The sequence below is a fragment of the Aeromonas sp. 600948 genome (assembly GCF_049174875.1).
In the GTDB taxonomy this organism is placed as follows: domain Bacteria; phylum Pseudomonadota; class Gammaproteobacteria; order Enterobacterales; family Aeromonadaceae; genus Aeromonas; species Aeromonas veronii_A.
The window spans coordinates 25,618-40,014 of sequence record NZ_JAAKTY010000032.1 but is presented as its reverse complement, the minus strand read 5'-3'; the positions used below and the strand labels follow the sequence as shown (position 1 = coordinate 40,014).

The following is a 14,397-nucleotide window of genomic DNA, read 5'->3' as shown; positions in this document are numbered from 1 at the left end:
AGAAACGGATGCACCGGTGGCGGTATCGCTGGCGGCGCAGCTGGGTGTCACTGCGACCGACGCGGATGGTTCGGAGCGGGTGACCGGTGTGACGGTGACCCTGAGCGGTGTGCCGGCAGGTGCGTTGATGGGGGCAGGCTGGGTGGCTGGCGCGGTGGCGGGCAGCTACAGCTGGAGCGGTGCGAGCACAGCGGGCGTACCTGGCTTTAGCTTGCCGGCGGACTGGAGCGGGGTCGTGAATGGCAATGTGGCGGGGACCACGGACGAGGGTGGGGCAGACAACAAGCCCTTCACCGTGACCGTCACTGCAACTAACGATGCTCCCATGCTGACTGTCTCGGATCTGCGCATATCCGAGGAGGGATTACCGGGATCCAATCCAGACAATTCACCCAATCCCGGCGATATTACCGATAGCACCTCGACCCATGCGACGGCAAGTGTGACAGATATCGACAGCAATACCTTTACGTTCACTCTTTCTGCTCCATCTGGCCTGAGCTCTGGAGGGGTACCAGTTGTGTGGAGTGGTATAGGGTCTGCGACACTGGTGGGTTCAGCGGGAGGGATCCCAGTCATACAAGTATCTGTAGATCCGGTTGGTAAATATACCGTCACCTTGCTGGGGCCCATCGATCATGAATTTGGAGACAATAAGGAAGGACTGAAGACATTTACCTTCAACCTGTCAGCCAGTGATGGTGACTTGAGTGATACCAAGCCGGTCAGTGTTGTTATTGAAGACGATATGCCCGTGATCACAGGCATCGAAAGTCTGGAAGTGATGAATGTAGCCGACATCACTACCGGTGGATTGTTTGGCGTCTCTTTTGGTGCTGATGGCCCTCTGGGTACTGGTGGACTGAAACTGACTGGATGGCCTGATTTGGCAGGGATCACCGAAACCTTGTCGACTGATGGCAAGACTCTGGTAGCAACCATTGATGGTAGTGAGCAGCCACCTAAAGTGTTCTATACATTGACACTCAATGACGACAATACTTACAGCTTTGAACTGGTTACTCCCCAGCCAACCCAGACTTTCTCGATCGGGGCACAGTTCGGTGCTGGAGGGCCTGTTGAGACGATCGGGGTTACTGCTGGCGGGATTGGTGTACTGTTCGATGGTCTGCTGTTCAATGGCAGCGTCAATAATCCTCAGGATCTGCCGGGGAGTGATGCAGATAATCTCAACCCGAACAACAATGGTTTCGGGATTAAGAACGGCAACCTGGACAATAACGAAGGGTTCAAGGTATCCACGACTGCAGCCGTTGATGGGCTCTCTTTCAACGTCTACGGGGTTGGCAACACCAATACCAGCACCATACAGTGGGTGGCTTATGCTGCCGATGGCGTGACCGTCGTCGATTCCGGAGAGCTTGTTCTGTCAGGACTCAAAGGGTCGATGCAGTTGGCCAGCATAGAACCCGATGGGGAGTTCAGCCAGCTTTATGTCCGCTTTGTGCTGAATGGCAATGACTCAGTGAGGATCGAGAATTTCGGAGTGATCGACAAGATCACGCCTCCTGATATTGACCTTGATTTCAGTGCTACCTTGACTGATGCCGATGGAGATAAAGCCAGCGCCAACTTTACTGTATCGGTCAAGAGCAATGAGCCTCCCGTCGCGTCCAATATTCTGGTTGTGGGTAGCAACACCTCGGATACCCCCGACACTACCGGGACCCCCGGCACGGATGATGATCACAAGGTGCCCAACTCCAACGGTAGTGTGGATGGTCTGGTTGCAGGCGGTGCTGGTCACGATATTGTGGTGGGGGACATCGGCGGCACCAGTACCAATTTCATCCCGGGTGAGAATTACAATATTGCCTTGGTGGTCGATGTGTCTGGCAGTATGGCTGGATCACGACTGAGTATGCTCAAGGCCTCCCTGACCCATTTGGCGAACCAGTTGAAAGATCATGATGGTGAGATCAATATCACCTTGATTGGTTTTGCGGCGAATGCCAGCGAGAGTGTGACAATAGTAGGGCTTGATGCCAGTAATGTGAGCAACCTGACCAATGCCATTGATGCACTGGTTGCCAATGGTGGCACCAACTATGAAGCCGCGTTCAATCAGGCCGTGCAGTGGTTCAATGATGGTAGCAAGGCTGCTCCCGGTTACCAGAACCTGACATTCTTTGTCACGGATGGTAACCCGACTTACTACCTCAATGACAGCAATCAGGTCGCTGGACCAGGCAACAGCACCACATTTGAGGTGATCAAGGAGTCGGTGGATGCTTTTGTTTCACTCAGTGCCATCAGCCAGGTCAATGCAATCGGGGTGACCAATGATGTTAACAAGGATTTGTTGAAGTTCTTTGATAACACGACTGAAACGGCAGATCAGTTTTACTCGGCAGGCAGCTTCCTTGACTTGGCCACATTTGGTAGTGGTAGCGGCATAAATGCCGCCTCGGGATGGGTGCTCAGTGGTGATGCTCAGGGATCGCATACCGTTACAAATGGAAGCTTGCGGATCCGGGATGATCGAACCGGTTCTGATTCTGACAGGACAATATTGGCGCTCGCCGTGGCCAATGCCATCCAGGTTTCTGCGGCACAAGCCGGAGCAAGTCTGCAGTTCCAGTATGCCTTAAATGGTGTTAATAGCAGCGACAGCTTCACCTGGAAGTTGGTGAAACTCGAGGGTGGCGTCTGGGATATGCTCAATCCAGTGCAAACGGGCACCATTACTGGCGTTAGTTCATCTGTTTTGACGGCTTACAGCACTATCACAACCGATGGACTGCCTGTCGGGCAATACGGGTTTGTGTTCGAACTGCTCGACAGCTCCAATGACCGGAATGCTGAGGTACGGATAGACAATATCCGGATCGAGCAGGGTTTCAATGCCCCGATCGGCGATGCCCAGATTGTGACCAGTGCCGAGCAGTTGACGGCAGCCCTGACCGAGGGGGATCAGATTACCGTGTTGCTGGGGGCCGGCAATGACGTGGCCGATGGTGGTGTTGGCAATGACATCCTGTTTGGCGATGTACTCAATACCGATACGCTGGCCAGCGAGTTGGGACTGGATCTGCCCCAAGGTTCTGGTTGGCTGGTATTTGAAACGCTGGAGTCCAGTCATGGGTGGACACGTGAACAGACGGTGGATTACATCCGGACCCATATTACTGAGCTGAGTGGGGAGAGTAGCCGCAGTGGTGGTAATGACACCCTATATGGTGGCAGTGGCAACGATATCCTTTTTGGCCAGGAAGGGAACGACACCCTTGTTGGAGGTGTCGGTGATGATTATCTGGATGGTGGTTCTGGTAGCGATATACTCACGGGCGACCTTGGTAAGGACATTCTGATCGGCGGCCTTGGCAGCGATACCATGACCGGTGGTGGGGAGAGTGACACCTTCAAGTGGCTGGCGGGGGATGCGGACGGCAGTATCGATACCATTACTGATTTCACTTTAGGTGATACCAACAATGGTGGAGATGTACTGGATCTCTCGGATCTGCTGGTCGGCGTACCTGCAGTGGGGAACAACGAGGATCTGGCAGCCGTGCTGGACAACTATCTGCAGTTCAACACGACGACCAAGACGTTGACGATAGATCCTGCCGGGGCCGGTGGGAGCCCGGAACTGACCATCCAGTTCCAGAACTCACTCGACCTCGCCTCACTGGGCTCCAATCAGGAGATCATCAAGCACTTGCTGGATGACGGTAACTTGAAGGTTGATCCGTAACCCTCTCTCGGGGCCGGGCTTGCCTGGCCCCTGTTTTTTCTTTAGGTGGATGGATAAGATAGCGGCCGTAGAAGAGAGGGTAATCATGCAGTCATTCAACTGGGTCGACATTGATGGCATCCGTTATAGCTGGGATGGACAGGGCAACATTACCTGCGCAGGTCAGTTTGGCTATCAGGCCTCGATCGCCGGTGATCGGCTGGATGGGATGGAGATAGAGAATGAGGCCGGTGATGTCGCGGGCTCGCTCTATGTTGACTTTGCTGCAGCCTCTATCACCTATGTGCCTGTTTTGGATACCGAGTCTGCCCATAACATGATTCTGGTTGGCCATGAGCAGGGTCAGCAGGAGTATCCACTGGTCAGTTTTCACCCTCCGTTGTTGCAAAATTTGCTTGGGCCGTCTGATACCATCCCTTGGTCTGCGATGGAGGAGGCAATTGGTGGCACCGATCTCGGACAGGCGGTGCAAGGACATGTTCTGTCGTGGGACTCGTTCCATTTCGATGATGAGGTGCAGGTCTGCGGTGCGACATCGTCACAAGATAAGGTAGAGCAGAGCCCAGATGTCTGCAGCGTGGTCACCATCAGTCTCGATCTGACCAATCAGATACTGGATCAGTTCCCCCCCTCGCATGATATATGAATCCCGTAGCTGCACGGGCATAATGGCCTCAATCTTTTCGATTGAGGTTTTTTTCTATGTGGCGTCCCCTTATTACTCTTTCCGCTCTGGTTGTCAGTGCTCCGCTGCTGGCGATTGAAGTGCCGCAAGCGCCCCATCTGGTGGTGAGTGGTTATGCCGAGCAGAAGACCGAACCCGATATGCTCACCCTCAATGTGGCGGTGAGTGCACTGGATAAGCAGGGCCTCAAGGCCAAGCAGCAGGTCGATACCAAGGTCGCAGCCTTTTTCAGCCAACTGGAAGGGCTGGGGATCAAGCGCAGCGATGTTGAGGCTGGCAACCTGATGGTCTCTCCGGAATATCAGTATGGCGAGAACAAGAAGCCGGTATTGTTGGGATACCGTGCTCAGCGACAATTGGCGGTGAAGCTCTATCAGCTCGACAAGTTGAGCCCCCTGATGGATACCGCACTCAAAGCCGGGCTGGAGTCCGTATCCCAGATTGAGTACGGGTTGAAATCGCCGCAGGTCATCAAGGAGCAGGCCCGTTTGAATGCCGTTGAGGATGCCAAAACCAAGGCTGAATCTCTGGCCAAGGCCTTCGGGATGAAGCTTGGCAAGGTCTACAGTGTGGAGTACCGCAATGCTTCGCCCATTACCGCCTACAGCCGCAACCTGAAGGTAGTGCAGGCCATGGCGATGGCTGCACCTGCGGCGGATATGGCGGACAACAGCTATCAACAACAGCAGATCACGGTAAGTGATAATATCGAGGCTGTTTTCTTGCTGGAGTGATGCCCGTCGTTTAAGTCCAGTCATGAACACCCCCGCCATTTGCGGCGGGGTTTCTATTGCGCATCGATGCAGATATAAAAAAGCCGACGCTCGTGTTTACTAAATCGAGCATCGGCTTTTTGTTGCGCTGGGTTTATCAGGCGGTCACAGCATCAGCCTTGGTCGCTTCCGGCGCCGGGTTGCGGATGAGGTAATCAAACGCACCCAGTGCGGCGGTGGCGCCAGCACCCATGGAGATGATGATCTGCTTGAACGGTACCGTGGTGGCATCCCCTGCGGCGTAGACGCCGGGCAGGGAGGTCGCCCCTTTGGTATCGATCTCGATCTCGCCAAAGCGGGTCATGGCAATCTCGCTCCCTTTGAGGAACTCAGTGTTCGGTACCAGGCCGATCTGGACGAAGATGCCCGCTACCGCCAGGTGCTTGATCTCACCTGTGGTGCGATCTTCGTAATCCATGCCGACCACCTTGCTGCCATCACCGATCACTTCGGTGGTGCGAGCGCTCATGATGATGTCGATATTGCCCATGGAGCGAGCCTTCTTCTGCAGCACTTCATCGGCACGCAGGGTGTCGGCGAACTCCACCACAGTCACATGCTCGACGATGCCAGCCAGATCGATGGCCGCCTCGATACCGGAGTTACCGCCACCGATCACCGCTACTCGCTTGCCCTTGAAGAAGGGACCATCGCAATGCGGGCAGTAGGCCACGCCTTTGGTGCGGTACTCGAGCTCGCCCGGTACGTTCAGATCACGCCAGCGGGCGCCGGTAGCCAGGATCACGGCGCGGCTCTTCAAGGTGGCGCCAGAGGCGAGATCCACGTTCACATATCCATCTTTGCTGATGGCGGCGGCGCGCTGTTCGGTTATCACTTCCACGCCGTACTCTTTGACGTGCTGCTCTAGGCTGGCGGCCAGTTTGGGGCCTTCGGTATAGGGCACGGAGATAAAGTTCTCGATGCCGACGGTGTCCATCACCTGACCACCGAAACGCTCGGCAACGATGGCAGTGCGAATGCCTTTACGAGCGGCATAGATGGCCGCAGCGGCGCCAGCCGGGCCTCCGCCTACGACCAGTACGTCGTAGGGATCTTTCTCATTCAGCTCGGCAGCCTTGCGCTCGGCGACGCCGGTGTCGAGTTTGGCGACGATCTCTTCGAGTGAAATACGGCCCTGGCTGAACGGTTGACCGTTCAGGTAGACATTCGGTACCGCCATGATTTGACGCTCGGCGACCTCTTCCTGGAACAGGGCGCCGTCGATCATGGTGTGAGTGATGCCGGGGTTCAGGGTCGCCATCAGGTTGAGGGCCTGTACTACGTCCGGGCAGTTGTGGCAGGAGAGGGAGATATAGGTCTCGAAGTGGAACTCACCTTTGAGATTGCGGATCTGCTCCTGCACTGCCGCATCGGCCTTGGAGGGGTGGCCGCCGCTTTGCAGCAGGGCGAGTACCAGAGAGGTAAATTCATGACCCATGGGGATGCCGGCAAAGTGAACACGCGGTGCTTGGCCCTGGGGCGCGACGCTCATGGAAGGCTTGCGAACGGCAGTGCCAGAGGTCTGGGTGATCTTGGGGGACATCTCGGCGATCTCGCTGGCCAGTGCCAGCAGCTCTGCAGATTTGTCGCTGTCGTTGCCGGACACGCTGATCTCGATGGGATTGACGATGTACTGCAGATAGGTGTTCAGCTGTTGTTTGAGGTTGGTATCCAACATGGTCGAATTCCTTCTTGTAATGGCGAGTTGGCATTAAATGTGAGTCGGTCTGCTTTCAGGCCTATTTGGCAATGCCGGAAAGCAGACCGGCCCTTATGCGGGCCGGTCTTGGAAGCGGGAGGCTTAGATCTTGCCTACCAGATCCAGGGACGGGGCCAGAGTGGCTTCGCCTTCTTTCCATTTAGCCGGGCACACTTCACCCGGGTGGGAAGCAACGTACTGGGCTGCTTTGACTTTGCGCAGCAGTTCCAGTGCGTCACGGCCGATGCCGCCAGCGTTGATCTCGACGATCTGGATGATGCCCTGCGGGTCAATCACGAAGGTACCGCGGTCAGCCAGACCAGCTTCTTCGATCATCACGCCGAAGTTGCGGGTGATGGTACCAGTCGGGTCACCAATCATCGGGTACTGGATCTTCTGAATGGTGTCAGAAGTGTCGTGCCATGCTTTGTGAGTGAAGTGGGTATCGGTAGAGACAGAGTAGATCTCAACGCCCAGCTTCTGGAATTCAGCGTAGTTGTCAGCCAGGTCGCCCAGCTCGGTCGGGCAAACGAAGGTGAAGTCAGCCGGGTAGAAGAAGACCACGGACCACTTGCCTTTCAGGTCAGCGTCAGACACCTGAACGAATTTACCATTGTGGTAGGCGGTAGCATTGAACGGCTTGATTTCAGTGTTGATGTAGGTAGACATGTAATTGCTCCTTGGTGATGTACATATGCCGGTCTGGTGTTGAAGAGTCTGCCAGACGAGGCGCTTAACTTTCGATGGATTCATCATAGGGGCTTCCACTAATCGAGAAAAGCCGCAATTTTGAATCGCTTAAATCTACTTATTAGATAACTCACTATGGCTGTACCTAACATGAATATCTCAGGCCTACTGAGATAACTCCTTGTCGTGGTTCAATATCTGTGCGCTACATCGCCTTTTCAAGGCATGGGAAGAGGTGTGCAGAGCCACGATAACGCGATGAGATAAACGGTGGTGCAAACATATAGAGCAAACAGGTGGCGAGGAGGTTGAGACCGTTCCTCGCAGCGATGGGGGATGTGCTGACAAGGGGGAGAGCAGAAAACGCGGATAAAAAAATCCCGGCGCTATCGCAACGACAGGGCCGGGTCATCAAACAAGGAATGGCTATATAAACAAATGCTTTACAGCAAAGACTAACTACGGGGTGTGCAAACTTGCAGACATATGAGAGGAAGATAATGGGTGCACAATCCCTCGTCTTCCCCTCGGCAACTATTGCATGGGAGGGATAATAGTGTGACGCAGATCACAAGGCAAGTGTTTGTTGTAATTTTTCAATCAAAATGAAAGTGTTTCATCATTTCAGCTTATTTAGACGGCTGAAAACGCTTTTATTGTAATTTAATTACAGCTTGATCTATCAAAAGTCGGTAGGTGGTTCCTGCTCTTCCATCAATTCCAGCAGGTTGATGGCCACGGCAATAAAGTCCGACTCGGTGACAATGCCGATTAGCTTGCGTCCTTTGAGTACCGGCAGGCAGCCATATCTGTGGCGCTGCAGGTAAAGTGCTGCCTCCTTGATGCCGGCGTGAGGATCTACGCTCGCCACTTGCCGTGTCATGATCTCGTCGAGTTGCACGCTGTCGGTAAATTCGGCTTCCCGCTCCGGGCTGATGAGCAGCAGCTTGGATTCCCGGGTGGCCAGGATATCGGTGAGAGTTACCAACCCCAGCAGGTGATGCTGCTCGTCGACGATGGGAATGTGGCGGATTCGCTCCTGCTGCATCAGGTCCATCGCCTGTTTGACACTGTTTGACGGACCCAGAGTGAAGGGGTGTTCGGTCATGATTTCGGATAGGGTCATCATGGTGGGCCTCCTTGTGTATCTGCTTTCACCCTAGCCCAGCGCCCATTGGCAAAACATGATCAGGGTCAATACAGAACATTAAAGAATCATTAACCGGATGTGTGTCTCAATATTGCTCGCTACCCCTTGTCTCTCTTGGGTTTTTGGTCTTTTGGGTTGCCTTGGAAGATGGGGATAACTAGACTAGCCGCCGATTCCCCCCGAGGTGAAAGATGCAAGTATCCGATTTTCATTTTGATCTGCCAGACGAGCTGATTGCCCGCTATCCGATGGCAGAGCGTACTGCCAGCCGCCTGTTGCAGCTCGATGGTCAGACTGGCGCCCTGCGCCACGGTCAATTTGTGGATGTGCTGGATCAGCTCAATCCGGGTGACCTGCTGGTATTCAATAACACCCGTGTCATTCCGGCTCGCATGTTTGGCCAGAAGGCCAGCGGCGGCAAGCTGGAGGTACTGGTCGAGCGCATTCTGGACGAGCACAGCGTGCTGGCCCATGTCCGGGCCTCCAAGGCGCCCAAGCCCGGCACCCGGATGATCATGGATGGTGGTGTGGAGGCAGAGATGCGCGCCCGCCACGACGCCCTGTTCGAGATCCACTTCCTCGACCCGCGTCCGGTGCTGGAGATTTTGGAGGCCATCGGCCACATGCCGCTGCCCCCCTATATCGACCGCCCCGACGAGGATGCCGACAAGGAGCGCTACCAGACCGTTTACAATCAAAAGCCGGGCGCTGTCGCTGCGCCGACCGCCGGCCTGCACTTTGATGAGCCGCTGCTTGAGAAAATTCGGGCCAAAGGGGTTGAAACGGCCTTCGTCACCCTGCATGTAGGGGCGGGCACCTTTCAGCCGGTGCGGGTAGATAAGATTGAAGATCACCACATGCACTCGGAGTATGCCGAGGTGCCGCAGGAAGTGGTGGACGCCATCGCCGCGACGCGCGCCCGCGGTGGCCGGGTGATTGCGGTGGGAACCACCTCGGTGCGATCACTGGAGAGCGCGGCCAAGGTGACCTTGGCTCAGGGCAAGCCGCTGGCGCCGTTCTTCAGCGACACCGACATCTTCATCTTCCCCGGTTACCAGTTCCAGATTGTCGATGCCATGGTCACCAACTTCCATCTGCCGGAGTCGACCCTGATCATGCTGGTCAGCGCCTTTGCCGGTTATGACAACGTGATGGCGGCCTATCAGGCAGCCGTGGCCGGGCAGTACCGTTTCTTCAGCTACGGGGACGCCATGTTCGTCACCCGTCGCCAGGTTGAAGCATAAGCTTCAGCTTATTTACCGGGCCGTGAGCGGCCCTCCTATTGTCAGACTGTTTATCTGACGCAGCCGAGGTAGCAATGAAATTTGAACTGAAAACCACCGACGGCCGTGCCCGTCGCGGTCAACTGGTCTTCGAACGTGGTGTGGTACAAACGCCGGCCTTTATGCCGGTCGGGACTTACGGCACCGTCAAGGGGATGACCCCGGAAGAAGTGCGTGAAACCGGCGCCCAGATCCTGCTGGGTAACACCTTCCACCTCTGGCTGCGTCCGGGTCAGGAAGTGATGCGTGCCCACGGCGATCTGCATGACTTCATGAACTGGCAGGGCCCGATCCTGACCGACTCCGGTGGTTTCCAGGTGTTCAGCCTGGGCCATATTCGCAAGATCACCGAAGCGGGCGTCCACTTCCGTCACCCCATCAATGGCGAGAAGATCTTCCTTGACCCCGAGAAGTCCATGGAGATCCAGTACGATCTGGGCTCCGACATCGTTATGATATTCGACGAGTGCACCCCGTACCCGGCTACTTATGAAGAAGCGCGCAAGTCCATGGAGATGTCCCTGCGCTGGGGCAAGCGTTCCCGCGACAAGTTTGATGCGCTGGGTAACAAGAACGCCCTGTTCGGCATCATTCAGGGTTCGGTCTACGAAGATCTGCGTGATGTCTCCCTCAAGGGGCTGCTGGAGATCGGTTTCGACGGTTATGCGGTCGGTGGTCTGGCCGTGGGTGAACCCAAAGAGGACATGCACCGCATCCTAGAGCACGTCTGCCCGAAAATCCCGGCCGACAAGCCGCGCTACCTGATGGGTGTCGGCAAGCCGGAAGATCTGGTGGAAGGGGTGCGCCGTGGTATCGACATGTTCGACTGCGTCATGCCGACTCGCAACGCCCGCAACGGCCACCTGTTCACCACCGATGGCGTGGTGAAGATCCGCAACGCCCAGCACCGCAACGACACCAGCACCTTGGATGCCGAGTGCGATTGCTACACCTGCAAGAACTACAGCCGCAGCTACCTGCACCATCTGGACAAGTGCAACGAGATCCTCGGTGCCCGTCTGAATACGATTCATAACCTGCGTTACTACCAGCGTGTGATGCAGGGTTTGCGGGACGCGATCGAGCAGGGTAAATTAGACGACTTTGTAACAGAGTTTTACCGTCGGCAAGGGAAGCCTGTGCCTCCGTTAGCTGAAAATGACGTTAAATAACAACAACATATAATTTTGTTTTTTTAATCTACATCAATAAGAGGTTGTTAAATGAGCATTATCTCCAAGGCGTATGCAGAAGGCGCAGCACCGGGTGCACAGGGTGGTGGTATGGAAATGATCATCATGCTGGCCGTATTCGGCCTGATCTTCTACTTCATGATCTATCGTCCCCAGGCCAAGCGTGCCAAGGATCACCGCAATCTGATGAGCTCCTTGTCCAAGGGTGATGAAGTGCTCACTTCCGGTGGCCTGGTTGGCAAAATTGCCAAAGTGGCTGCAGACAGCGATTACCTGGTGATCGCCCTGAACGACCAGACTCAAGTCACCATCAAAAAGGACTTCGTCTCTGCCGTTCTGCCCAAGGGTTCTATCCAGTCCCTTTAATCTCCCAAGGAGCACAGCGTGTTGAATCGCTATCCGCTGTGGAAATACCTGATGGTGATCCTGGTGATCGCCATCGGTTTTCTATATGCAGCCCCCAATCTTTACGGCGAAGATCCGGCTTTGCAGGTTTCTGCCAGCCGTGGTGCCGAAGTCAAGCTAGATACTCTTGATCTGGTGAAAGAGACCCTTGAAGCGGCCAAGATCCCGGTCAAACATGCTGCATTCGAGCACGGTTTTATCCTGATCCGTTTCAAGAACACCGAAGACCAGCTGAAGGCGCGCGATATCGTTGCCAACAAGCTGGGCGACAACTTCATTACCGCACTCAACCTGGCACCTTCCACTCCCGCCTGGCTCGAAGCCATCGGTGCGGCGCCTCTGAAGCTGGGTCTTGATCTGCGCGGTGGTGTGCACTTCCTGATGGAAGTGGACATGGCCGAAGCACTGACCAAGCAGCAAGAGCAGATGGTGCAGGATTTCCGCTCCGAGCTGCGCACCCAGAAGATCCGTTACTCCGGCGTGCGCCGGGTCGGTGATCAGGTGCAGGTGATCTTCCGTGACGAAGCCGATCAGGAACGCGCCGTTTCTCATCTGCGTCGTCAGAACCCTGATTTGACTTTCACTACCGAGCAGAAGGGGGATGAGTTTATCCTGCTGGCTGGTCTGAGCGAAGCCAAGATCAAGGAGGTGAAGAAGTACGCCCTCGAGCAAAACATCACCATCATCCGTAACCGGGTCAACGAACTGGGTGTGGCTGAGCCGCTGGTACAACAGCAAGGCGCCGAACGCATTGTCGTTGAACTGCCCGGTATTCAGGATACCGCTCGTGCCAAGGAGATCCTGGGGGCAACAGCGACCCTGGAGTTCCACATGGTCGATGAGGCGGCTGATATTCAGGCGGCTGCTGAAGGGCGAGTTCCCCCCAGTTCCAAGGTCTATAACGATCGCAATGGTCGTCCGGTGGTACTGCACAAGCGGGTGATCCTGACCGGTGACCACATCGTGGGTGCCCAGTCCGGTTTCGACGAGTACAGCCGTCCCCAGGTCAACATCAAGCTGGATGGCCAGGGTGGCAACAAGATGGCCAACTTTACCAAGGACAACGTCGGTAAAGGGATGGCGACCGTCTTCATCGAGTACAAGCCGGTCGGTCAACCGGGCCCGGATGGCAAGCGCAAGTTCCGCAAGCAGGAGGAGGTGATCAACGTCGCCACCATCCAGTCGCGTCTTGGCAGTCAGTTCCGTATCACAGGTATCGACAATGCCAACGAAGCCCACAACCTGGCGCTGCTGCTGCGTGCCGGTGCCCTGATCGCCCCGATCCAGATCGTGGAAGAGCGCACCATTGGCCCGAGCCTGGGTCAACAGAACATCGACAGCGGTATGGAAGCCATCGGCTGGGCCATGCTGGTGATCGTGCTGTTCATGGGGATCTACTACCGCGCGTTCGGCTGGGTTGCCAACCTGGCGCTCTGTATGAACCTGGTGTTGATTGTCGGCATCATGTCGATGATCCCTGGTGCCACCATGACATTGCCGGGTATCGCCGGTATCGTCCTGACGCTGGGTATGGCGGTGGATGCCAACGTGCTGATCTACGAGCGCATTCGTGAAGAGATCCGCAACGGTCGTGGTGTTCAGCAAGCCATCCATCTGGGCTTTGATCGGGCATTCTCCACCATCGCCGACTCCAACGTGACCTCGCTGATCACCTGCGTGATCCTGTTCGGTATCGGCACCGGCGCAATCAAGGGCTTTGCCCTGACGCTGGGCATTGGTCTGACCGCCTCCATGTTTACTGCCATCACAGTTTCCCGTGCCATTATCAACCTGGCTTGGGGTGGACGGCGTATCGACAAGCTGCCCATCTGAGGATAGAGAGATGTTTCAGATTCTACATTTTGAAAAACCGATCCCGTTTATGCGCTATGCCAAGCCGGGTGTGGTTTTCTCTTCCGTGCTGATGGTGGTAGCCCTGTTCTTCCTGTTTGATCGGGGGCTGAACTGGGGTCTGGACTTTACCGGTGGTACCACCATCGAGGTGGGGTTCCAGCAGTCGGTGAGCCTGGACAAGATCCATGACGCTCTGGAAGAGCAGAAGATTGAAGGGGCAACCCTGCAACACTTTGGCTCCAGCCGTGACGTGCTGTTCCGCCTGACCCCGAAAGAGGGAGTCAAGGTAGAACAACAGGGTAACGAAGTGCTGGCGGCGGCCAAGCAGCTCGACGAGGGCGCAGTGCTCAAACGCGTCGAGTTTGTCGGCCCTTCCGTGGGGGATGAACTGGCGACCGATGGTGCGCTGGCGATGCTGGCCTCCATCCTCTGTATCCTGGCCTACGTGGCAGTGCGTTTCGAATGGCGTCTGGCGCTGGGGGGCATTCTCTCCCTGGTGCACGACGTGGTGATCACGCTGGGTGTCTTTGCCTACTTCCAGTACGAGTTCGACCTGACTGTACTGGCGGCACTGATGACCCTGGTGGGTTACTCCCTGAACGATACCATCGTGGTGTTCGACCGCTTGCGGGAGAACTTCCGCAAGGTGCGTAAAGGGGATACCGAGTACATTCTGGATCTCTCCATGACCGAGACCCTGAGTCGTACCATCATCACCTCCGGCCTTACCTTTATCGTGGTGCTGGCGCTGCTGCTCAAGGGCGGTGCGCTGATCCACGGTTTTGCCGTGGCCATGGTGATCGGTGTGGCGTTCGGTACCTACTCTTCCATCTATGTGGCGAGTGCGTTTGCCATGTTCCTCGGCGTCAAGCGCGAGCACATGCTGCCAACCCAGGTAGAGAAAGAGGGTGCGGACCAACAGGAAATCCTGCCGTAACAGTGAAGAG

11 protein-coding genes are annotated in these 14,397 nt (G+C 55.8%); 8 read left to right on the top strand and 3 right to left on the bottom strand.

The genetic code is table 11. The features are described 5' to 3' along the window. The first annotated feature begins 16 nt into the window (after nucleotides 1–16). The 3 genes from G5182_RS19330 (at nucleotide 17) to G5182_RS19320 (ending at nucleotide 5,137) form a co-directional block, all read left to right on the top strand. Entirely contained in the window at nucleotides 17–3,718 is a 3,702-nt protein-coding gene (locus G5182_RS19330; protein WP_421254644.1) for a VWA domain-containing protein, read from the top strand. 85 nt (nucleotides 3,719–3,803) lie between these two features. After that, entirely contained in the window at nucleotides 3,804–4,364 is a 561-nt protein-coding gene (locus G5182_RS19325; protein ID WP_042056172.1) for a hypothetical protein, read from the top strand. Between the two features lie 56 nt (nucleotides 4,365–4,420). Continuing rightward, nucleotides 4,421–5,137 (top strand): SIMPL domain-containing protein, encoded by a 717-nt coding sequence (locus G5182_RS19320; RefSeq protein WP_227342445.1) that lies wholly within the window; start codon nucleotides 4,421–4,423, stop codon nucleotides 5,135–5,137. 136 nt (nucleotides 5,138–5,273) lie between these two features. Here the strand turns inward: G5182_RS19320 and ahpF are convergent, their stop codons facing one another. From ahpF to G5182_RS19305, 3 genes are all read right to left on the bottom strand, one after another. Further along, nucleotides 5,274–6,854 (bottom strand): alkyl hydroperoxide reductase subunit F, encoded by a 1,581-nt coding sequence (gene ahpF / locus G5182_RS19315; protein ID WP_227342446.1) that lies wholly within the window; start codon nucleotides 6,852–6,854, stop codon nucleotides 5,274–5,276. Nucleotides 6,855–6,977: 123 nt separating this feature from the next. Then, a complete protein-coding gene (ahpC, locus tag G5182_RS19310; protein WP_005337335.1) occupies nucleotides 6,978–7,544 on the bottom strand; it encodes an alkyl hydroperoxide reductase subunit C in 567 nt (188 codons plus the stop codon). A gap of 703 nt (nucleotides 7,545–8,247) precedes the next feature. Then, nucleotides 8,248–8,694: a CBS domain-containing protein gene (locus G5182_RS19305; protein WP_013723842.1), complete on the bottom strand. Its 447-nt coding sequence runs from the start codon at nucleotides 8,692–8,694 to the stop codon at nucleotides 8,248–8,250. Nucleotides 8,695–8,906: 212 nt separating this feature from the next. Here G5182_RS19305 and queA point away from each other — a divergent pair, with 212 nt between their 5' ends. The 5 genes from queA (at nucleotide 8,907) to secF (ending at nucleotide 14,387) form a co-directional block, all read left to right on the top strand. Then, nucleotides 8,907–9,959, top strand: a complete 1,053-nt coding sequence (queA, locus tag G5182_RS19300; RefSeq protein ID WP_040066529.1) for a tRNA preQ1(34) S-adenosylmethionine ribosyltransferase-isomerase QueA — start codon at nucleotides 8,907–8,909, stop codon at nucleotides 9,957–9,959. Nucleotides 9,960–10,033: 74 nt separating this feature from the next. Continuing rightward, the gene (gene tgt, locus G5182_RS19295) at nucleotides 10,034–11,170 is read left to right on the top strand and encodes a tRNA guanosine(34) transglycosylase Tgt (protein ID WP_005337329.1); all 1,137 of its coding nucleotides are present in this window, start codon (nucleotides 10,034–10,036) and stop codon (nucleotides 11,168–11,170) included. Between the two features lie 51 nt (nucleotides 11,171–11,221). Next, nucleotides 11,222–11,557 (top strand): preprotein translocase subunit YajC, encoded by a 336-nt coding sequence (yajC, locus tag G5182_RS19290; protein ID WP_005337327.1) that lies wholly within the window; start codon nucleotides 11,222–11,224, stop codon nucleotides 11,555–11,557. A gap of 18 nt (nucleotides 11,558–11,575) precedes the next feature. Beyond that, on the top strand, nucleotides 11,576–13,429 hold the full coding sequence (gene secD / locus G5182_RS19285; RefSeq protein WP_227342448.1) for a protein translocase subunit SecD: 1,854 nt from the start codon (nucleotides 11,576–11,578) through the stop codon (nucleotides 13,427–13,429). 10 nt (nucleotides 13,430–13,439) lie between these two features. Further along, the gene (gene secF, locus G5182_RS19280; protein ID WP_005337322.1) at nucleotides 13,440–14,387 is read left to right on the top strand and encodes a protein translocase subunit SecF; all 948 of its coding nucleotides are present in this window, start codon (nucleotides 13,440–13,442) and stop codon (nucleotides 14,385–14,387) included. The last annotated feature ends 10 nt before the right edge of the window (nucleotides 14,388–14,397 follow it).